Origin of the sequence: Paenibacillus sp. GCM10023252 (assembly GCF_042653305.1) — a bacterium.
Taxonomy (GTDB): Bacteria; Bacillota; Bacilli; order Paenibacillales; family Paenibacillaceae; genus Pristimantibacillus.
The window spans coordinates 133780-155224 of sequence record NZ_JBHSHW010000008.1 but is presented as its reverse complement, the minus strand read 5'-3'; the positions used below and the strand labels follow the sequence as shown (position 1 = coordinate 155224).

At 52.5% G+C, this 21445-nt stretch carries 17 protein-coding genes; 8 read left to right on the top strand and 9 right to left on the bottom strand.

Annotated features, from left to right (window positions below):
* Positions 1-41: 41 nt before the first annotated feature.
* On the bottom strand, positions 42-1355 hold the full coding sequence (locus ACFO9Q_RS05670) for a glycoside hydrolase family 28 protein (protein WP_379179591.1): 1314 nt from the start codon (positions 1353-1355) through the stop codon (positions 42-44).
* Positions 1356-1614: 259 nt separating this feature from the next.
* Here ACFO9Q_RS05670 and ACFO9Q_RS05665 point away from each other — a divergent pair, with 259 nt between their 5' ends.
* From ACFO9Q_RS05665 to ACFO9Q_RS05655, 3 genes are all read left to right on the top strand, one after another.
* Positions 1615-1929 carry a cupin domain-containing protein gene (locus ACFO9Q_RS05665; protein ID WP_379179589.1) on the top strand — a complete coding sequence of 105 codons (315 nt, stop codon included), beginning with the start codon at positions 1615-1617 and terminating at the stop codon, positions 1927-1929.
* Positions 1930-1970: 41 nt separating this feature from the next.
* Positions 1971-3035 carry a Gfo/Idh/MocA family protein gene (locus ACFO9Q_RS05660; RefSeq protein WP_379179587.1) on the top strand — a complete coding sequence of 355 codons (1065 nt, stop codon included), beginning with the start codon at positions 1971-1973 and terminating at the stop codon, positions 3033-3035.
* A 125-nt stretch (positions 3036-3160) separates the two neighbouring features.
* The gene (locus ACFO9Q_RS05655; RefSeq protein WP_379179585.1) at positions 3161-3997 is read left to right on the top strand and encodes a phytanoyl-CoA dioxygenase family protein; all 837 of its coding nucleotides are present in this window, start codon (positions 3161-3163) and stop codon (positions 3995-3997) included.
* 88 nt (positions 3998-4085) lie between these two features.
* On the opposite strand, the gene ACFO9Q_RS05650 is transcribed toward ACFO9Q_RS05655, so the two are convergent.
* The 3 genes from ACFO9Q_RS05650 to ACFO9Q_RS05640 are packed head-to-tail and all read right to left on the bottom strand — an operon-like array spanning position 4086 to position 7552.
* The gene (locus ACFO9Q_RS05650) at positions 4086-5666 is read right to left on the bottom strand and encodes an ABC transporter substrate-binding protein (RefSeq protein WP_379179583.1); all 1581 of its coding nucleotides are present in this window, start codon (positions 5664-5666) and stop codon (positions 4086-4088) included.
* Positions 5667-5717: 51 nt separating this feature from the next.
* Positions 5718-6614 carry a carbohydrate ABC transporter permease gene (locus tag ACFO9Q_RS05645; protein ID WP_379179581.1) on the bottom strand — a complete coding sequence of 299 codons (897 nt, stop codon included), beginning with the start codon at positions 6612-6614 and terminating at the stop codon, positions 5718-5720.
* A gap of 17 nt (positions 6615-6631) precedes the next feature.
* Positions 6632-7552 carry an ABC transporter permease gene (locus tag ACFO9Q_RS05640; protein ID WP_379179579.1) on the bottom strand — a complete coding sequence of 307 codons (921 nt, stop codon included), beginning with the start codon at positions 7550-7552 and terminating at the stop codon, positions 6632-6634.
* A 160-nt stretch (positions 7553-7712) separates the two neighbouring features.
* Between ACFO9Q_RS05640 and ACFO9Q_RS05635 the strand changes: the two genes are divergently transcribed.
* Positions 7713-9299 carry a response regulator transcription factor gene (locus ACFO9Q_RS05635; protein WP_379179577.1) on the top strand — a complete coding sequence of 529 codons (1587 nt, stop codon included), beginning with the start codon at positions 7713-7715 and terminating at the stop codon, positions 9297-9299.
* Positions 9296-11104, top strand: a complete 1809-nt coding sequence (locus tag ACFO9Q_RS05630) for a cache domain-containing sensor histidine kinase (RefSeq protein WP_379179575.1) — start codon at positions 9296-9298, stop codon at positions 11102-11104. The genes ACFO9Q_RS05635 and ACFO9Q_RS05630 overlap by 4 nt, the downstream gene beginning before the upstream one ends.
* Positions 11105-11705: 601 nt before the next feature.
* On the opposite strand, the gene ACFO9Q_RS05625 is transcribed toward ACFO9Q_RS05630, so the two are convergent.
* Positions 11706-12830: a glycoside hydrolase family 88 protein gene (locus tag ACFO9Q_RS05625; RefSeq protein ID WP_379179573.1), complete on the bottom strand. Its 1125-nt coding sequence runs from the start codon at positions 12828-12830 to the stop codon at positions 11706-11708.
* Positions 12831-12970: 140 nt separating this feature from the next.
* Between ACFO9Q_RS05625 and ACFO9Q_RS05620 the strand changes: the two genes are divergently transcribed.
* Positions 12971-13843 (top strand): helix-turn-helix domain-containing protein, encoded by an 873-nt coding sequence (locus tag ACFO9Q_RS05620; protein WP_379179571.1) that lies wholly within the window; start codon positions 12971-12973, stop codon positions 13841-13843.
* A gap of 43 nt (positions 13844-13886) precedes the next feature.
* On the opposite strand, the gene ACFO9Q_RS05615 is transcribed toward ACFO9Q_RS05620, so the two are convergent.
* Positions 13887-14873, bottom strand: coding sequence for an AraC family transcriptional regulator (locus ACFO9Q_RS05615; RefSeq protein WP_379179569.1), 987 nt, complete (start codon positions 14871-14873; stop codon positions 13887-13889).
* Between the two features lie 158 nt (positions 14874-15031).
* Between ACFO9Q_RS05615 and ACFO9Q_RS05610 the strand changes: the two genes are divergently transcribed.
* Together ACFO9Q_RS05610 and ACFO9Q_RS05605 are read left to right on the top strand one after the other, a co-directional pair.
* A complete protein-coding gene (locus tag ACFO9Q_RS05610) occupies positions 15032-17515 on the top strand; it encodes a beta-mannosidase (protein WP_379179567.1) in 2484 nt (827 codons plus the stop codon).
* A gap of 400 nt (positions 17516-17915) precedes the next feature.
* Positions 17916-18683, top strand: a complete 768-nt coding sequence (locus ACFO9Q_RS05605) for an SDR family NAD(P)-dependent oxidoreductase (RefSeq protein ID WP_379179565.1) — start codon at positions 17916-17918, stop codon at positions 18681-18683.
* A 254-nt stretch (positions 18684-18937) separates the two neighbouring features.
* Here ACFO9Q_RS05605 and ACFO9Q_RS05600 read toward each other — a convergent pair whose 3' ends face one another.
* From ACFO9Q_RS05600 to ACFO9Q_RS05590, 3 genes are all read right to left on the bottom strand, one after another.
* Positions 18938-19276, bottom strand: a complete 339-nt coding sequence (locus ACFO9Q_RS05600; protein WP_379179563.1) for a L,D-transpeptidase — start codon at positions 19274-19276, stop codon at positions 18938-18940.
* A gap of 48 nt (positions 19277-19324) precedes the next feature.
* Positions 19325-20512, bottom strand: coding sequence for a styrene monooxygenase/indole monooxygenase family protein (locus tag ACFO9Q_RS05595; protein ID WP_379179561.1), 1188 nt, complete (start codon positions 20510-20512; stop codon positions 19325-19327).
* Positions 20513-20659: 147 nt separating this feature from the next.
* Positions 20660-21439, bottom strand: coding sequence for a phytanoyl-CoA dioxygenase family protein (locus ACFO9Q_RS05590; protein ID WP_379179559.1), 780 nt, complete (start codon positions 21437-21439; stop codon positions 20660-20662).
* Positions 21440-21445 lie beyond the last annotated feature (6 nt).

The window sequence follows — 21445 nt, the reverse complement described above, 5'->3', positions numbered from 1 at the left end:
AGGAAGGAGCTGTCTCTCTCTGCACAGCAGCTCTGCAGTTGCTATTGGAACCGAACGTTCTTGGACAGCTCGATAACGGTCTTAGCGGCATTGGCACTACTTATCTTGTTCCCGTGAACGATAAGATGCTCAATGCTCACATTGTGAATCATATGATCTCCGTCGAACCCTCGAATGATAGATACGGGGAACGGTCCGTCTACCACCTGAATGTTGCGGAACACAATATTCTCAATCTGCCCCCGCTGTTCATCACGTGAGTATTGAGCGAACAGCACCTTCATATCAATCAGCTTCTCTTGTGAATCCTCTACTCGAATATTCTCGTATCGAACATTCCGTATGGAGGCTCGATCACCATTATGAATGGTGAAGGTTCCCCCAGACTGGTACCCTTCGAACTCACAGTGAATAATGTCGCAATCCTCGAACACGATATTCGTCATCTCTTCGCACGTAGTCTCATAGCCGATCTCCAAGGCATTGCCCCACTCTGCATTCCACAATACACAGCCGGTTACCTGAATATTATGAACGCTGCGCTGGCTCGCCTCCGAACCTTGATAGGCCTTAATCGCAATACAATCATCCTTGGAACGAATGAAGCAGTTGTGAACAGTGACGTCTTGGCAGGCAACAAGATCTATACCGTCGCCGCCTCCTACGAATGTAATAATATTCAGGTTGGAGATGTCCACGCCCTTGCAGCCGACGGGCACCAGATGCCAGCAAGGGCCGTCTACTAAGGTAACCCCCTCAACCGTAACCTGCTTGCAATCCGTCAGCTTCATCAGGCGCTGCTCACGCAGCTCACCCTCACGAGACCACTTGCTGCCATCTAGGATTCCCCTGCCTCTGATCGTTAGGTGATCGGCCTCCTCAGCCTCGACCACGCCATAGACAACGGCCCCCGCTTCAATGTAGAGAATCTCATTCTTCTTCAGTCTGAGCAGGCCAATCTCGTACGCTGAGCCTGCTGCATAATAATGGACCATAGGGTCTAGAGGGTCTGGACGAGGTTCCTTCTCCGGTGGATTAATCAGGATGAATAAGGGTCTCCTCAGCTCATGATCGAATTCCACGCTGAGCTTAGCTGGTGCAGCGACATCGAGCTGGACGGTGGACCCCTCAACAGCAATCTGGGTCTCGGAGCTTAGAGGGCGCACCACCACCTTGCTGAAGGAACGTCGAGCTTCAACTTCAACCTGCATTGCGCCTTCACCTGACAGCAGAGCGTAGCAGGCGACTTCACAGGAATAGACGAATACAGGCTGGCCATTCACTCGAACCGTATAATGCTGGGAAGCAGGAACAATGGAGGGTGGATCATTGTGGTAGATGGTACTAGTTCGCATCGTTATGATTAACCTCGCTTAGGAATAGGATTACCGTCTAGGACGAAGCAATACGGCAATCTAATTATAGGGGGTGAAGCTGCGCTTGCAGGATAGAATCTGGTCCTATACACGTGGAACTTCGCATACTGCGGGATTCAGGAGAAGACGGAATTCTAACCTTGTGCCTACCATAACAGTGGGTAACAGGCTGCGCGCTCAGGCTATCATTAACTAGGTATCCTTATCTTAACTATCCATATTAGAGGGGGCATGCAAGTTGCCATTTATTCAACAAGCAGGGTTACCTCCTGCAACCGATGAGTTCCCAGCTTGGGGGCTCGTTCGATTCGAAGCAGGGCTCAGGAACGTAACAGAGCTTCATTATCATGATTGCGATGAGTTCATATTCATGGTGGAGGGCGAATGCATTCTGCACTCGGAAGGTGCAATCTACACACTTAAGTCGGGAGATGTATTCGTCACTAGAGCAGGAGACGAGCATGAGCTGCTGGAGATCGTTAAGGACACTGTATACTTCTGGGCGGAGACAGAGCTGACAGGTCAGAAGCGCAGAGGGCATCTTCACAGATAGCGGATCAATCATTCATGTAACTACACGGAGGAGGACAACCTATGAGTACAGATATTCCGATTATATTAGCGAAGGATCTCGGCATACCGAACTTCCCTCAGCCGCGAAGACAAGATTGGCGTATAGGAATGGTTGGCTTCGGCGGTATTGCTCGTGCACATGCTAAGGCGTATCAGGAGAACGGTTGGAAGATAGAAGCTGTAGCTGACCCTGATCCAAGCGCAAGGCGCGAGGCAGTGGAGAAGTTCGGGGTAACCAAGGTGTATGAAGACTATGCTGAGCTAATAGAAGACGCTGAGGTTGAGGTTATAGACTTACTGACTCAGCCGACATTGCGGCTACCCGTTGTTCGAGAGGCAATGAAGGCTGGCAAGCCTCTCATCACGGAGAAGCCACTGGGAACCTCTATAGAGGAATGCTTAAGCATGGTTGAGTTAGCTGAGAGTGCTGGGGTTCCGTTCGCTGTTCATCAGAATTACCGTTGGTACAGGAACAGTTATCTGGCGCATCACCTCATCACGCAAGGTCTAATTGGCAAGCCTTATTACATGAGTGTGGAGATTCAAGGAACACAGGATGTGATGCTCGCTGATCATCCCTTCTATTCCACCTGCCCGGACTTCTTGACGATTCAATGGAACAATCACATAGCTGACCTGTTTCGTTTCTGGTCAGGCCGGGATGCAAGTCGGGTATGGGTGAAGACCTCACGGATGGAAGGGCAGCACTTCGTCAGCGATAACTTAATGCTTGGCATTAGTGAATTTGGTCCAGGATTGACTGGACATATCGTTCATAATGAGCTCCTAAGAAGCAGTAAGGAAGGCGTGTTCTGCCGTGTCGAAGGCTCGGAAGGAACCTTATTGTTCGACTTCCATGACGAGATTATTATAGATTCCAGACTTATCTCTACAGGAGAGCGGAGAGTGGATTCAAGCGGGCTTCACATGCCACCTTCCTTCTGCGCAACAATGGGAGACTTCCTAAGCGCGATAGAGGACAGTCGGAGCCCAATGGTAACGGCGAAGAGCAATCTCCATACGATACGCACCAATCTAGCTGAACATCAGAGTGCACTTGAAGGCGGCAGCTGGATTGAAGTGTGATGATGAAGGCGCGTATATATAACAGTTGTTTTTGACAATAGATTAAGAGGTTGTGACAAAGACTTATCGCTCGTTCGATTCTATACTTAGAAGCATACAACACAGCTTGCTGAGGAGGAATTCGAATGGAACAGGACGTACGAGTACTGCCTGCTATGGATAGTGAGTATGAGCTGACAACGGAGCAATTGGATCATTACGCAAGGAATGGCCATGTCATGGTGCGCCAGGCGGCAACGGAAGAGGAGATTGCGGCGTATGAGCCAGTCATTACAGAGGTCGTTAAGCGTCTGAACAACCATGATAAGCCGCTCGAAGAGAGAGACACCTACGGCAAGGCATTCATCCAGGTCGGCAATCTGTGGCAGCATAGTGAAGAGGCCGCAGCATTCACCCTCGCTAGACGGTTCGCGAAGATTGCTGCAGATCTCATGGGTGTAGATGGAGTGCGCATCTACCACGATCAAGCGCTGTTCAAGGAGCCGGGAGGCGGGCATACCCCATGGCATCAGGACCAGATCTACTGGCCGCTCGATACGGACAAGACGATTACGCTATGGATGCCGCTCGTTGATGTGTCTGAGGAAGTAGGCTCTATGACCTTCGCTTCCGAGTCGCACAAGGTTGGCTACATTAACAAGATGGTGATCTCCGATGAGTCACACAAGACATTAGCGGAGTATATCGAAGGCAAGGGCTTCGAGAAGGTCAGCTATGGCGCCATGAAGGCTGGGGATGCTACATTCCATGCCGGATGGACGCTGCACAGCGCTCCGGGCAACCCGACGGACACGATGCGCAAGGTGATGACGATCATCTATGTCGCGGACGACACCGTCATTGCCGAGCCTGACAGCAATGCCCGCAAGAGTGATCTTGCACAGTGGTTCCCAGGTCTGAAGCCGGGTGACATGGCGGCAAGTCCGATTAATCCGCTTGTCTACTCACGTTCGAAGTCATAGCATACGCTTGATTAACAGAGACAGCCGGAATGAGGGATTATCCTCATTCCGGCTGTTTGTTCCAAGGATGACTCGCATTGTACTTAACTTAAGGATGGCTAGCCTTGTACGTATCAATCTGCTCTTGTAGATCCTTCAGCACCTTGTCGAGTCCTGCCTTCTTCGCAGCTGCTTGGAACTTACCGTAGGCAGTCTCGTAATCCACTAATCCTACGCTTGCAGGATTCATATATTGCTGCGCCAGATTCTGAATGGCGGCATTCTCGTTCTTCACCTTCGCATCGCTGTAGATGAAGTTCATACCGTATGGATACTCATGAGTCTCCATGCGGTAGCCCTTCAATTGAGCGACAATCTCATCAGGCTGATCAACACTCCACCGCTCGTTAGGTCCGCGCCAGCCCCACGGGTCATTGCTGGAAGGAGGGTAGTTCACCGCATCCGGCAGAGACTTGAAGCGATCGTCTCCGGCCGGCTCCCAGTGCTTGCCCTTAATGCCGTACCACGTCAGGTCCGTGTACTCGAGGTTCCACTTGAGCAGATCGAGCAGCATAAGTGCACGTTCTGGATTTTTGGAATTAGCGTTAACGGCCACGCCATTCTGCGTGAACTTGGATGGTACGATCGCTATCTGTGGAATGAACACTTCCGGCTTCCATTCCGGATGAGCCTTCGTGACATTAACCGCCTGATTGGAGAGCTGATCAAGCGACCAAGCGGATGTAGCGGACTTCCCGGCATCGAAGAGCTGAGACGATCTCTCCTTCTGGGTCAGTGCATTCTTGGAGATGATACCGGCCTTCTGCCACTTGTACATCGTAGCTGAGAAGTTCTTGTACCCAGGTGTGGCGAACCCGTCCTGTGCCTTCATGGCTTCCTTGCTCCAATAGTTCCAGTTCAGTGCAGAGTTAGAGGGCACGCTGCCATTGGAGTAAGCCTGCGGGTCATCGAAGAACTTCATAATGAAGGCTTCGGTCTGCAGCTGGTAGGCGAAGGGGATAATTCCCTTCTCATTCTTCGCTACGGCCATCAAGTAAGCTTCGAATCCGGCCATATCCTTCACAGGCGGAACGTTATACTTCTCCCTCAGATCGCCGCGGATGAGGAACGCTTGTGAAGCATTCTCTTGTACGGATTGAGGCACAGCGTACACCTTCCCGCCTACCTTCGCTTGCTCCCATGCATCCTTAGGCGTCTTCTCCCATGTGATAGGTGCGTGCTTAGACAGCAAGTCATCCGTTAATTCCAGGAAGGCGTTCTTGCCGGCATAGCCTTGATATCCGGTCCAATCGGCTACGTATACCAAGTCGAAGTCTTCTCCGCTGGAGAACAGCAGCGGATACTTCTGCGTCCACTCCCCCCAAGCTAAGTTCTCGACTTCCACCTTGGCATTAATATCTCGCTTCGCAAGCTTGCTTAGCTCGTCATAGACGAGATCCGCATCCTTCGGCTTGTCGCCAAGCAGCATAATCTTGAGCGTCACTTCATTCAGCTCCTCATTCGGAGCCGGCTCTTGGGTTGCAGCAGCATTCTTATCCCCGTTCGCATCCTTGCCTGCTTCGTTATTAGCAGGAGCATTGCTGTTCCCAGAGCAAGCAGACAAGATCACGGAGCATAACATAACGAAGGCAAGCAGGACGAACCATGGGGATGATGGCACTTTTCTCATATTGACCCTCCATACTCATATTTTATATGTTAGACCGGCGTGAGGCCGGAATTAACCCTTAACTGCGCCAAGCGTCAGCCCAGCTACGAAGTAACGTTGAATGAAGGGGTAGAGCAGAATAATCGGTCCTGTTGCAATAACGGTTACCGCCATCTTCAGGGAGCTCTGAGGCATGTTGGACATGTCGACGGATGCGGCACCTCCGGAAGCTTCCATCACCTTGAGGAGTTCATCGGAATTCGTGACGAGATTGTAGAGCAGCAGCTGCAGCGGACGGAGATTCTCCTCCGAGATGAACAGCATGGACAAGTACCAGTCATTCCAATAGTGAAGAGCGACGAACAAGGTGACAGTGGCCAGCACCGGCTTGCTGACAGGCAGGATAATCGAGTTGAAGATGCGGAAGTCGTTCGCCCCGTCGATGTAAGCCGATTCGCTAAGCGCTTCGGGAATACCCCTCATGAAGGCCTTCAGCACGATAATATAGAAGACATTGAAGAGCATCGGAAGGATGAGCACGAGCAGATTGTCCTTCAAGTTCAAGTACTTGATGATAAGAATATACCAAGGCACAAGCCCGGCATTGAACAGAGTGGTGAAGAAGAAGAAGAAGGACAAGCCATTCGCGATTCGGAAGCTTCGCTTATGGATAACGTAACCGGTCATCGCCATCAGGTATACGCTGCTAATGGTGCCGACAACGGTTACTAGTGCCGTCACTCCGTAGGCCCGCACGATGACAAGCGGATTCTTCAAGGCGACTTCATAAGCTTGAAGTGAGAAGGATGCAGGGAATAAGGAGTATCCATTCCTAATAATCTCCTGCTCACTCGTTAAGGAAGAGGAGATGACCATCAGGAAGGGCAGGAAGCATAGAATAGAGAAGACAGCAATCATAACATAGGCAATGATATTGAAGGTAATGCGATCCCAGGTTGCGGTGTGCATGGTGAAGTCCTCCTCTCTTAGAACAGTGAGTAATCCTTGTTGTACTTCTTAACCCCATAATTCGCGATAAGGATGGTAACGAAGCATAGCACTGATTGATAGAACCCTGCTGCGGCTGCCATGCCTTCCTCCCTCGTCAGGAGCAGGGAACGGAAGACGAACGTGTCAATGACGTCAGTCTTGTCGTACAGCACGCCGTTATTCTGAACAAGCTGATAGAATAACCCGAAGTCCCCTCGGAAAATATTGCCCACAGCAAGCAAGATGAGGATCACCATCGTCGGCATTAAGAACGGCAGAGTAAGATGCCAGACTCGCTGGAAAATGTTAGCGCCATCAATCTCCGCCGCCTCATAAATCTCCGGATCCATTCCCATAATGGCTGCCAAGTAGTAGACCATGCCGTATCCGACCGACTTCCAGGCGCTAACGAGTATGATAAGGAGCGGCCAGTAACCCGGTGTATTGTAGATGTCGATCGGCTCTGACCCGAAGCTTCTCAGGAAGCCGTTAATAAGGCCGGACTCGAAGTTCGCGAAGCCGAACAGCAGCAAGCCGACGGTTACCCACGAGACGAAGTAAGGCAGGAACAGAAGAGACTGCGTCACCTTGCGGAACCACTTGCTCGTAATCTCAACTAGAGCAATAGCTAGTATAATCTCTAGTAAGTTATTGATGACGATGAAGGCAAGGTTGTACAGGAAGGTGTTGCTCGTGACGAGCATGGCCTTGCCGGAGATGAAGAAGAACTTGAAGTTCTCGATTCCGGCCCAGGGGCTGCCGAAGATGCCATCCCGGTAATTATACTGCTTGAAGGCAATGAGCAATCCAGCAATAGGCAAGTAGCTGAATATGAAGAAGAAGATAACGGCTGGCAGCGACATGAGGACTAAGAGCCGATTTTTGACTAGATGCTGCAGTAATGATTCGCGCTTCACTGCTGGAATCCCCCCTATCTTATAGATTGACCTCTCTTAATCCATGCTCTTAGTATGCTGGATTACAGCTTCCAGTGGAACCCAACAGGATTGTAATCTAGCCAAATATATTGTACTGTTGGAATCATAGCTGGACACTCACCTGTCATTAGGAGAAGGGATGATTACTATGCTTAAGCTGCTGATCGCAGACGATGACCCGTTCACGCTGCAAGGAATTATAAGCGCCATTCCTTGGAGAGACATTGGCATTGGCACCATCTATCAGGCCAGCAACGGAAGCAAGGCGTATCAGATTGCCTTGCAGGAGCGGCCGCAGCTGCTGCTAACCGATGTGAGAATGCCGAAGATGGATGGCATCGAACTTGCAAGCGCTTACCGGCAGCTCGAGCCAAGTGCCGAGATCGTATTCATGAGCGGATTCTCTGACAAGGAGTACTTGAAGTCAGCCATCAAGATTAGAGCGGTCTCCTACGTGGAGAAGCCTATAGATACCGAGGAGCTTCAGTCTGCTCTTCAGCTTGCAGTAGCTCAGTGCCGAGAGCTTCTCCGCAACCCTGAGGCCGAGAGTAAGAAGATTGCTGCAGCGGTTCCTCTCATCTCTAGTGAGCTGGCTCTAGCGATCACGAAGCCGCAGGCGAATGCCGAGCGAATGACAGAGCTCTCTGAGCTTGCTGGCTTCTCGTTCCCAGGAAGAATGCGGCTCCAGACCTTGCTTATTAAGATAAGGAACAAGACGATTGCCAAGTCGGATTCGTCCGAGGCGATGATGGACTATGTGTTCCGACTGGCTGCCGGACTGCTGACCGAGCCGAATACAACCGGCTTCGCTGCGGTGAAGGACCAGTCCCATTTTGTCGTTCATCTATATGACTCCTCCGGCAGGTCTGACGTCCTTCAAGACGCGGTTGATCGATTCGCCTCCAACTTCCTAGACACCCTCCCTGATCGGGATATGGTGTTCATCGCTTCGGGCAAACCGGTCATTGGGCTGAAGAACGCAGAAGAATCGTACAGGAGCGCCACTATCACTCTGCAGCATATGTTCTTCAACGGATACCCCTTCTACAGCTATAGTGAGAACCAGTCCCCAGCCTACACCTATAACGCTGGGATATCTACCGTGTTCACACAGCATCTGGCCAAGCTGGACATCCCGCAGGCGGTGAAGTTGATTCACAGCTTGACGTTCGATATTAAGCAGCATAAGAATACAATGGTGAACAGCGTGAAGGAGATCTACTTCCAGTTGCTGCTCATCTTAGTCACGCAAGCAGGCGAACGAGATATTCAGCTGTTCGATAGGGCTGACAACAATCTGTGGAATAAGATGAGTGAATTCCATACCCTTAGTGAACTTAGGGACTTCCTCGAAGAGATGATTCAGCACTACGCAAGGAGCATCAAGGAGCAGTCCCCGTATAGCGCAGTGGTGGACGGCATCCTCACCTATATTCATCAGCATTACGACGATGAGAATCTGTCCATCGGACAGATCAGCACGCATACGCTGCTTACAGCCTCGTATCTGTGCAATCGATTCAAGCAGGAGACGGGTCTGACCATTAATCAGTACTTAACAGAATATCGAGTGAGCAAGGCCAAGGAGCTGCTGCGAGATACTACGCTTAAGGTTGCAGATGTATCGCTGCGCGTAGGCTATAGCAACGGAGACTACTTCGCGAAGTGCTTCCGCAAGATTACAGGCAAGAATCCTTCCGCGTTCAGGGAGGACCTAGGAGGATGAGGATCAAGTCATGGCGAGTAGTCCGCTTCTTTATGGATTTGAAGCTGAGACAGAAGCTGATTCTGTCCTTCCTTGCGCTGATTGTGTTCCCTCTAGGCGGATTCTTCTATCTGTCATCCGAACAATCGTATGAGCAATCCTTGAATCGAACGACCTTCTCCGTCGCCAGGAACTTCGATCAGTCGTTCTCTTTCCTGGTCTATAAGTTTCAGAGAATAAGGGCGGCCAGTGATATTCTTGTCTCGGAGAAGATGCTTAACGACGTCATGGATTCGGAGGCTAGTGCGGTTGATTTTTTCACCCAGTACCGAGACTTCCTTAATATCCGCCCCTTCCTGTCTTCGTTCGAGAATGGGCAGGATATCCGGAGTGTGAAGCTGTTCGTCAATGATCAGCTATTCTATTCCGAGGAGAATACGAATCTGTTCAGCTTGCAGAAGGCGCGTCAGACCTATTGGTACAAGCGGCTAATGGATAGCGGCCAGGGCATTCTATGGGCACCAGGGACCTACTTCCAGGATGGGGAGCAGCATGCGGGAGAAGGGAGATTCTTGTCTGTCCTGCGGCCTATACGCAATCAGAATGACTTCTCGGAGTTCCTCGGTATTGTCAGGCTGGATATTCCGGAGGATGCCGTTATTGATGTGTTGAATAATGCGACTACGATTCGCAACAGCCTCACCTATATTCAGAATTCCAGCGGCGAAGTCGTTGCCAGTTCAAGCCTAGCACTGCAAGAGCAATATCAGATTAATCTAGAGGAGATTACAGCATCAGCAAGCAGTGGACCTCACTTCGTCAAGCTCGCCAATTCGGCCGAGCAAGTCTATCTGGAGAGCAGGCCTATTCCCGAGACAGATTGGTTCATGGTGACAGCTGTTCCTCTGAAGGAGATTGCTTCCGAGAGTAAGGAGATGTTCAGAACTTCACTGCTCTTACTCATTGCTATTGCGCTAGTTGCGTTCCTCCTGTCCATTCTCATATCCAGTTATATGACTTCTCGGCTCACACAGATTATGCGCAAGATGCGCAATGTGCAGAGCGGTCAGATCGCCGCTCTCTCTCTGCCCCCCTCACGGGATGAATTCGGTGAGCTGATTGAGAATTATAACTATATGGTGGGAAGGATCGGATTGCTGCTAGAGGAGAAGTACCAGGTCGGACAGGAAGTGAAGAATGCGGAGCTCAAGGCGCTTCAAGCGCAGATTAATCCGCACTTCCTGTACAACACGCTAGACATGATGCAGTGGATGGCGCGCAGTGATAGGAATGACAAGCTGCAGACGGTAGTCGCTTCCTTGTCCAAGTTCTACAAGCTCAGCCTGAGCATGGGCAACACGGTCATCTCTATCCGGGACGAGCTGCAGCATGTGAGCAGCTACATGCAGGTCCAGAGCACTCGCTATGAAGGCAGGATTGTGTTCGATGTGGAGGTGGAGGAAGAGATTATGGATTATGGAATCCTTAAGATAACTCTCCAGCCAATCGTTGAGAACGCCATTATCCACGGCATACTGTGCACGGAGGAGGAAGCGGGTATTATTCGAATTACGGGGGGCATGGACAAGGGAGATATTGTCCTGTGTGTCATCGATGACGGGGACGGGATGTCTGCGAATGCTCTCGCGAATCTGCTGTCGGTTAAGATGGACCGCCAATCTAGAGGAAGCGGATACGGGCTTCGCAATATTCACGAGCGAATCGACCTGTATTATGGTGCGGACTATGGCTTGTCCTTCCACAGTGAGCTGGGGCATGGAACGACGGTGACGATACGAATTCCCTTGCAGCGGCTTCCTGCTTGAATGGCAAGTGGCCGTCACTAAGCTTCACGCTTAAGGAACGGCCGAAGCAGCCGGTATGGAGCTGATTAGGGGGGGGAGAAGGACCTCTAATCGCTCGAAGTAGCTAGCATGGAGCTGATTAGAGGTGGAGGTGGACCTCGAATTGCTCGAAGTAGCTAGCATGGAGCTGATTAGGGGGGAGATGGACCTCGAATTGCTCGAAGTAGCTAGCATGGAGCTGATTAGAGGTGGAGAAGGACCTCTAATCGCTCAAAGTAGCCACTCAGGAGCTCATTAGAGGTAAAAAATACCTCTAATCGCTCAAATTAGCCACTCAGGAGCTCATCAGAGGTAAAAAATACCTCTAATCGCTCAAAGTAGCCACTCAGGAGCTCAATAGAGGTAAAAAATACCTCTAATTGCTCGTAGCAGCCACTCAGGAGCTCATTAGAGGTAAAAAATACCTCTAATTGCTCGTAGCAGCCACTCAGGAGCTCATTAGAGGTAAAAAATACCTCTAATCGCTCGTAGCAGCTACTCTGGAGCTCATTAGAGGTAAAAAATACCTCTAATCGCTCAAAGTAGCCACTCAGGAGCTCATTAGAGGTACAAAAACACCTGCCTATCGCTCGTACCAGTAACCCGTCTTGCCCGTCTCTAGGCGAAGCAGCGTCTCGAGGTAGAAGTAGTCGCCCCAGATGACGTAATCATCAGGTGCACTGCCCCCTCGTACAGAGTAGGAGCCGCGCTTGATGAAGCCTTGCTCCTCCGTATCGTCATTCGCATACGTCGTGGCGAGAGCGGTCATCGACCGTTCTACTGCTGCCTGGAACACTTCGCGCTCCGCGTCTCCCTCATCCAGGAAGCCGATAATCTCCAGCAGTCCAGCAGAGGCAATAGCCGAAGCCGAGCTGTCGCGCATCGATTCGGCAGACTGCGGAACATTGAAGTCCCAATAGACGACACCGTCTTCCGGAATGCGTGCAATGAAGTAGCGGGCCAGTCGCTTAGCGGTCTCCAGCAATTCCGGCTGCTTCAGGTAGCGATAAGCCAGTGCAAAGCCATAGATGCCCCACGCTTGACCGCGTGTCCAGGTGGAGCCGTCGCGGAAGCCTTGGTGCGTTCCGCCTCGCAGCGAGTCCCCTGTCTCTTGATCGAAGTAGAAGGTATGGTAGGAAGAGTCATCGCCGCGCACCAGGAAGCGGCGGCTCTGCTCGGTATGGATGGCTGCAATCTCGCGGTACTTGTCATCACCCGTCTGCTCGGACGCCCAATGAAGCAGCGGCAGGTTCATTAAGCAGTCAATAATGATTCGTCCGCCATTGTCCGGATCATCCTTAGGTCCCCAAGCTTGCAGAATCTGTGTCCGTTCCCGCCAGCGCTTCATGAACGTATCCGCAGCGAGCAAGGTAAGCTTCTTCGCTTCTTCATCCCCTTCAATGATCCATTGCGCCTTCGTAGAGAGGGAATAGAGGAAGCCGATATCATGATGGTCCATTGCGATGTTCTGCTTCACCCGCTCACCGAGCTGCTTCACGGTCTGCACAGCCGCTTCCCGTATACGCTCATCCTTCGAATACTCGTAGGACAGCCATAGAATACCAGACCAGAACCCTTCGGTCCAATCGCGATTATCGGTCAGACGGTACCTGCCATCTCCATTGCTGACGATCGGGAAGCCATCGCCGAATCGCTCTATATTTGCTCTTGTAATAGGTAGGGTACGCTCAATTGCCTTTTGCCACATGGGATTAACCTCCAGTATGATAATAATTGAATGGATGTATACGCTTGCTTCTTCCGTTATTATAACCTTACATACCTAACACTCTGTTGTGCTAAAATGTAGCTATATTGCGAAAATCAGTAGAGAGAGGAGCCGCTGCGATGAATCGAATCGTGCCTATGAATCTTGGTCCTTCGTCCATTGCTGTCTCCTACCGTCTGCAGTCCAAAGATACCCACTGGCAGATGTATCATGCTCATCAAGGTATTGAGCTGCTGTATATTCATGAAGGCAAGGGAACGATTACCGTGGATCAGCAGAGCTATCCTCTTATGGATGGGACGCTAATCTGCTTCCAGCCGTATCAGCTGCATAAGGTGGATGTCCCGCTGCAAGGGGAGGAAGTGTATATCCGCACCAACTTCACCTTCAACCCGCGTGCGCTAGAGTCCTATCTAGGTCCCTTCCCTAGACTCCTTCAGTTCTTGAAGCTGCTCGAGGCAGGTACGCTGCCTGAGCAAGTATTCCACCGCATTCAGGATGAACGGCTGCAGCAGCTTGTTGAGGATACGAGCAAGCTGGAGGGGCTAAGCGGAGAGGATCTGGAAGAGGAGCGCGCCCTGCTGCTCATCTCGCTGCTCCGGCATCTCCAGCAGCATATCCTGGTGGAGTGGGAGCCGGGAGGTCAGCGAAGCACACGCACGGCAGAGCATGTTAATCGGATGATGGATTGGGTGGAGCAGAACTATAAGGATCCCTTCGAGCTGGAGAGAATGGCTGTTGAGCTGCACTTATCCACTTACCATCTGTCTCACTTGTTCAAGCAGTATACTGGAAGCACGTTGACCAGCTATATTACGGAGAGGCGGATTCGAGAGGCTTGCTCTCTATTAGCGAACACGGACCGGCCGGTCAAGGATATCGGGGAATCGGTCGGAGGACTTGGCTTCTCCTACTTCTGCCAGCTCTTCAAGCGGCATAAGGGAGTGACCCCTCAAGCTTACCGGGCAGCAACCGCTGCTGCTTATGAGTAAGATTGGGAACAGCGCGATTGGGCGGGGCATTAATCGCTGTTGTCTACAATTGAGACTGCTGGTAACGCGCCTTATATTCGGCAGGCGTCACTCCGATCTCCTGCTTGAACACGCGGAAGAAGGTCTGAGTAGACTGGAAGCCGGCTTCAACGGCAGCATCGGCAATCTTCATATCGGTCGTGACGAGCAGCGAGCAAGCCTGACGCAGGCGAATCTCATGCAGCAGCTGAACGAACGTTCTGCCGGTTAATTGCTTAAGCAGCCCCGAGATATGCACGGTGCTTAGACCGTGGGCTGTGCTGAGCGTCTTCAGTGTCAGCTCCTCACGGTAATGCAGATAGAGGTCATGGAGAATCGTAGAGGCTAGATTATGGGAATGGCGAACTGGTTGCGTCTTCGTAGCCATCGCGTCTCCTCGATGCATCCCCGTCGCCGCTCCCTGCCGCGTACTATTCGTCCTCTCCACTGCCTTCCCCGTCTCTGTCCCAGAAGCACCAGCAGATGCAGCAGTCTCCTTCATTCGGCTACGTTCAATGAGAACAAGCAGCTCGCTGAGCTTCGCTCGGAGCATCGTGCTTCGCAGCGGAGACTGAGCGTTGAATTCTTCATACAGCTCCTGCATCAGCTCCTGAGTCTTCTGATTCAGGGGCTCTTGCAGCTGCATCGTATGCCGATCGAAGGAGGACTCGCGGGGGAGCAGCGTTCTCATCAGCTCCGTACTGTCGGCTCCAAGGGAGGTAAGCATCTGGGTGCCGAACATACAGTTGAGCAGCCGCAGAGGTCGATCTCCTGTGACTCTAATCTCATGGAATTGATAGGGCATGATGAACGTGAAGGTGCCGGGCATCATCGGATGCGGAATCCCGTTCACCCACTCAGTCCCCTCTCCCTCTATGACGAGAGAGAATTCCATACAATCATGCCGGTGGGAGGGGAAGCTGTGGTGAATCGTATTCACAGAGACGATTAATGGGAGATTAGAGGCGAGTATGGGAAAAAATTCAGCATCAAACGTCTGAGGGTAAGTCATCTGCTACAGCTCCTTTATAACTATGAATGCCTTCTTATACGGTCATTATAACTATTCCGTTATGATTATGGGATAAACTTTTGTGAAAATGATAGTCTGTAAAATTCCTCATTCGTTATGATTAAGGCAAATCATGAAGGTAAGTGAGGAGAATAACGATGGTCAAGCTGGAGCTTAACGGTGCATGGCAGATGAGAGCGCTGAATGAAAAGGAATGGTGGAAGGCCGAGGTGCCGGGCTCGGTGATGTCAGACCTGCTGCGTGAGGGTATCATAGCCGACCCATATTACCGCGATGAGCAGTATGAAGTATTCGATCGATTCCGAGCCGACTATGAATACGAACGAAGCTTCCATATCGACCCGGAGCTGCTCGCGATGGAGCGATTGGAGCTGGTGTGCGAAGGGCTGGATACGATCGCGGAGATCGATGTGAACGGGTCGCTGCTTGCTTGTACGAAGAACATGCATCGCACCTATCGCTTCGATGTCAGGCCTCTGCTTAACGCCGGGGACAACCGCATTCGCATCGTATTCCGGTCTCCTGTCGAGTATGTGGAGCGGAAGCAGCAGGAGAGCTATCTCTGGGCAGCTAATGACAACTATGTCGTGCAGGGCTATCCGCATCTTCGCAAGGCGCATCATATGTTCGGCTGGGACTGGGGACCTAAGCTTCCAGACAGCGGCATCTGGCGGGATATCTACATCGAAGGTGCGCAGCATGCCAGATTGAAGGATGTCTATGTGGAGCAGCAGCATGACACTTCCGGCCAAGTTACCGTCACCATTAATACCGAGGTTGAACAATGGGGTGAAAAGGAAGGGAATCAGCTTGTTCTTCAAGCTGCTCTTACGACGCCCAACGGTGAGACCCAGCAAGTATCGGCTGCGGCTGTATCTGACACAGGCTGTCTGCAGCTTGTGGTCCAGAAGCCGCAGCTCTGGTGGCCGAACGGGCTGGGCGAGCAGCCGCTGTACAAGCTGGAGGTCAGACTCATGAGCGGTCAGAGCCTGATCGACGTCAAGGAGCTGCGAATCGGCCTTCGTACGCTCACGGTGAGGAATGAACCGGATGAGTGGGGAGAGTCGTTCGAATTCGTTGTGAACGGACGTTCGATCTTCGCAATGGGCTCGAATTATATTCCGGAGGATAATATTCGCAGCAAGCATAACCGGGAGCGGACGGAACGCCTCGTGCAAGACTGTGTGGCCGCGAACTTCAACTGTATTCGCGTATGGGGCGGCGGCTTCTACCCGGATGATTACTTCTTCGACCTATGCGACGAATATGGTCTAATCGTCTGGCAGGATCATCTCTTCGCCTGCTCGGAGTATGAGATGACGGCGGAATTCACAGAAGAGATTAAGGCGGAAGTGATCGATAATGTGAAGCGGATCCGCCATCATGCGTCGCTCGGCATATGGTGCGGCAACAATGAGATGGAATGGGCTTGGGTAGACTGGAAGTTCCCGAAGCGCGCCAAGCTGCGAACGGACTATATTAAGCAGTTCGAGATTCTGCTGCCTCAGATTACGAAGGAAGCGGATCCTAACACCTTCTACTGGCTGGCTTCCCCTTCCTCCGGAGGAGGCTTCGATGAGCCGAATGCGCCGCATCGCGGCGATGTCCACTATTGGGAGGTGTGGCATGGCGGCAAGCCATTCACCGAGTATAGGCAGCATTACTTCCGCTTCTGCTCGGAATTCGGCTTCCAGTCCTTCCCTTCCCTGAAGTCGGTGGAGGCGTTCACGGCCGCTGGTGACCGGAATATTTTCACCCCGGTCATGGAGAGTCATCAGAAGAATGAAGGCGGCAACAGCAAGATTCTGCAAGGGGTGTCTCAGCACTTCCTCTATCCGAAGGACTTCGATTCGCTGCTGTATGTGTCCCAGCTGCTCCAAGCGGAGGCTATGCGATACGGCGTTGAGCATTGGCGCCGCAACCGCGGCCGCTGCATGGGCTCGGTCTATTGGCAGCTCAATGACTGCTGGCCGGTGGCCTCTTGGTCAAGCATAGACTACTATGGAAGGTGGAAGGCGCTGCACTACTCCGTTAAGCGCTTCTATGCACCGGTGCTGCTGTCTGCGGAGGAAGAGGGGGCGGCAGTGAAGCTGGTCGTCACGAACGATACGCTGCAGCCAGTGAACGCGGTGCTGAAGTGGGAGCTGAGTGACATCCGATCAGTAGTCATACAGTCAGGTGAGACCGAGGTCCAGGTGGCAGCCTTGTCTGCGCAGCCTGCACTCGAGCTCGACTTCCGTGCAGCTCTGCCGAATGAAGCTGCCTTGCGGCAGCACTATGTCACTTACAAGCTGACAGCTGGAAGTGAAGTCATCTCGGACGGCCTCACCTTGCTCGCTAGACCGAAGCACATTCCGCTTGAGGATCCGCAGCTGCAGGTGACCGTTGCGGAAGAAGAAGAGCGATACGTAGTGGACGTCAAGGCGGAGGAACTTGCCTTATTCATCGAATTGTCCTTCACGGAGCTGGATGCCAGCCTGAGTGATAACTTCTTCCATCTGCCGGGCGGAGACACGAAGCGGATATACATTGCGAAGAGCGGCTTAAGAGAGGCGGCAGGTGTACAAGAGCTGCGTGGGCAGCTGAAGCTGCGCAGCCTATATGATACGTATGTGCGCTAACGGCTAATAAGCCGAATCGAGGTGTGCCTGTAATAGGGAGTAATGCCCTTATGCAGGTACACTTTTTTTATAGTAACTGATAAGAGAAGGGACGTTATGTTAATATATTGGCAACAGTATAGGGGGTATATGAAATTTGCTTACTTGTTAGTCGTCTTATTAACCCTGGAATTCGAGTATACCGATGATGTGAATGGAGGTTATCTATATCTAAAATTACCTGCGGAAATTGATGAGACGGTGGGAAGTCGAGGGAAAGTGACTGAGTTCCTTGTACGTAATGCAAGCGGCAAGTTCGCGGAGAGAATCTAACGATCGACAATCCTGATATCTGGAAATGAAAGGAAGGGCTGGTCTTCGCCGGTTAGATTAATTCTATAGACAGGAGAGGTGGATCACGGTGCAAATCGAACTAACTGGACGGGTTGCCTTAATTACGGGAGCTACCGGCAACTTGGGAAGAGTGATGGTGCGGACACTCGCTTCATGCGGAGCCGATATCGTCATTCATTACAATAGTAATGCTGCGATGGCGGAAGAGCTTCGCCAAGAAGTAGGAGCCATGGGAAGACGGGCCGTCATTGTTCAAGGCGATGTGACGAAGCAGGCGGATATTACTCGCATGAAGGAGGAGGCAGAGTCCGCTCTAGGGAGTGTTGGTATTGATATCGTCGTAGCTAATGCCGTCATTCAATATAATTGGACGTCGGTGCTGGAGCAGGCTCCGGAGGACTATGCGGGGCAGTTCGAGAGCTGCGTCATGCAGAGCGTGTACTTGGCTAAGGCCTTCGTTCCCGGCATGATGGCTAAGGGAGGCGGCCGATTCATTGGAATCAATACGGAGTGTGCGATGCAGAGCTTCGCAGGCCAGTCCGCCTATGCTGCTGGCAAGCGCGGGATGGACGGGGTGTATCGGGTGCTTGCACGTGAGGTTGGAGCGCATGGCATCACGGTCAATCAAGTCGCGCCGGGATGGACGATTAGCGATCTTGACCGCGCTGCTGGGAAGCAGGGGGACGAGACCTATACGGCAAGTGTTCCGCTGCGCCGGAGAGGTACTGATCAGGAGATCGCGAACGTCGTCGCGTTCCTGACTTCGGACTTAGCCAGCTTCATCACAGGCGCTTACGTGCCGGTGAGCGGCGGCAATGTGATGCCGGCAATCTAGGTGAGATGTGGTGAGGTGTGTGGTGCGGTGCGGGAAGCGTTCGAATAGGACACCATCAGAATATTGATGCTGCAGGAGCAGGAGCAGGAGCAGGAGCAGGAGACGACTGGCCCAGCGCCAGAGCTGCAGGAGCAGGAGGCGGCTGGCCCAGCGCCATAGCATCAGAATCTGATGCTGCAGCCCCGCCACCAGCGGCTCCAGCGCCGCCAGTGTCCCCAGCGCCGCCGCTGCCGCCCCCGCCACCCTGCCGGTCGCTAAGGCCGAATGGTTACCCTCGTGCCTACGGGGACCAGATCCTTCAGCGCAAGCACATCCTGGTTGTACATGCGGATGCAGCCGCGAGATACTTCACGGCCAATCGATGACGGATCATTCGTGCCATGAATGCCATAGCTGGGCTTGGACAGTCCCATCCAGAAGGCCCCATACGGACCGCCAGGATTGGCCTGCTTGTTAATAATGGTGAACTCGCCGGTCGGGGTCCTCGTGACCATCTTGCCAATACCGACGGGGAATCCCCGGACTACCTTGTTGCCGTCGAGCAGATACAATTGACGGTCTGACAGATCGACGATAATACGATATGAAGGCATGGTGCTCACTCCTCTCGTACTACCATATGTGAGAGGGCAGGCGTCGGACTAGGTAGAAGCCGCCTTCCCAGGGTAGAAGGCCTCATAACCTAGCGCAGGATTACTGAACCAAGCCGCAATGCAATCAGCAGCTGCCTGATTACCGGCAGCCTGCATGAGCATCTGCCCAACGTGTGCTGGCAAGGGACTCATCATAGCGTTGGTCCAGCCCGTTACCGCCTCCGCATAAGGCCTCGTTCTCTCCCAATATTCAGCCCCCAGCTCCTCTGTCCATTCCTTATCTCTGTAATCCTCTAGGGTCTGCACTAACTGCTCAGCCATATAGGAAGCGGTATTGCAGCCTTGACCGGTGATCGGGTCATTAAGGAGCACATTGTCCCCACAGCCCAATACCAGGGTACCATCTCCTACCGTCACATAAGGCCGATACGCTGCTGGCGTGATTGCTGTCAGCAGATAAGCCTCCTCATCCACTAAGGCGAATTGCTCCAAGTCTATTCTACTCAGAATCTCTGGACAGTTAAGCGCGACGACGTTAGCCATCTGCTCGGTGAACGCCGCTGCGCTCTTAACTCCGCGGAATACATCCAGCTCGCCGTCCGGTACAGCCTCGACGAATAGGATAGTGGAAGGTCCATGCTCTGTGAGTGTAGGGATCTCGAACATTTCCCCTACGCCTGGCAGTACTGTTATAGACACGCCCCCTGGCTGCACAGGAGCTACTCCCTGGAAGTAACCGACTGCGCATTTGCGCAGTGGAGCATTCACCGTACTTAATTCCTCATCTACCTCGAAGGGAGCAATCGGCCCTGATTTGCCCGTAGCATCAATAAGAAGCTCGAACTCAGCAGCCAGCGCATCCAGTTCTTCCCGCTGAGCGCGTTGCTTCCGGAATATTACACCGTCCTCGGCTAACTCCTTCATGGCGATCGAGTAGAACAGACGCTGGTCCACCGAAGAGGCTGGCTCCGCCAGCGCACCAGCGAACAGCTTCTGACTGCCCAAGCTGAAGTGAATGAAATTAATCGATGGTGCTTCACCCACTTCCGGCATCCCAAGCCGGCGCTCCCTCGCCCGAGCTGGTCCGAAGTGAACTTGCGTGGAACGTACTCTGCCCCTAAGTACCTCATCATGGTCCTGAGCATGCACAATCGTCACCTCATGCACATCCTTTAGCGCGTAAGCTAACTGAAGCGCAGCCGTTCCTGAGCCTATAAGGCCAATCCGTCTTTTCATACCTTAATTCCCTCCTTCTGGTAGAAATCTCCCCTATCATAACGAATGGGCGGGCAGCTGAGAAGGGAACAAGGTCGCATATAAGTCCATCGTTATCACAACGAAGTCCTACAAGATTGAGTCTCATTAGCTAGCGAAGGGAACAGCCTATACGTCGAGCAAATACCGGGCTGCCGGGCTGATGCGGTCGTCCGTTCGCTTGCGCAGGTACTCGGCCTGTTCGAGCTGCTGGCGGTGCTCGCGGGCGGTGTAGTAACTGTGGAGCGCGCGGCGGGGGTGAGTGGTTCGGTTAAGGGTACCGCCATGCCAGAGGTGGGAATTGAACACACCGACGGAGCCGGCTGGCGCAACGATTAATACCTCATCGGGATGAGGGGCGGCCGGATCGTCAAGGTAATCGCTAGGGGAGCCTGCAAGCCGATGCGTGCCGGGCACAACGCGGGTTGCTCCATTCTCCGTCGTGAACTCATCGATTAGCCAGATCGAGTTGCACACATGGAACTGCTCGTCAGCCTCCCGCGTGCCCCAGTCTGCGTGGAGAGCCTGCAGGCCTTCACCGGGAATGGCGTCCCGTCCGTTCAAGGACGAGAGCTTGAAGTCTCTCTGCAGCACATGGTGAACAGCAGCCAGCACCTTCGGATGCGTATAGATGGCATCGAAGATCTCCCCCTTGTTCACCAGATCAGACAAGCGCCTCGTGCCATGCTCCTGATGCAATTCTTTTCCCGCGTTCATGCCTTCACGTGCCATAAGCTCTTCGTACTTCTCCCGCAGCCCTTCCAATTGGACGGGAGACAGTACGTCCGTGAATACCACATACCCGTCATGGTCCAAGCCGTCCCGTTCCTCCTGAGAGAGGATGTCAGGTGTAACGCCCAACTGCTGCAGCGCTTCTTCGATTTTGCTAATTTTCGGTCTAATCGTCATGGGCCG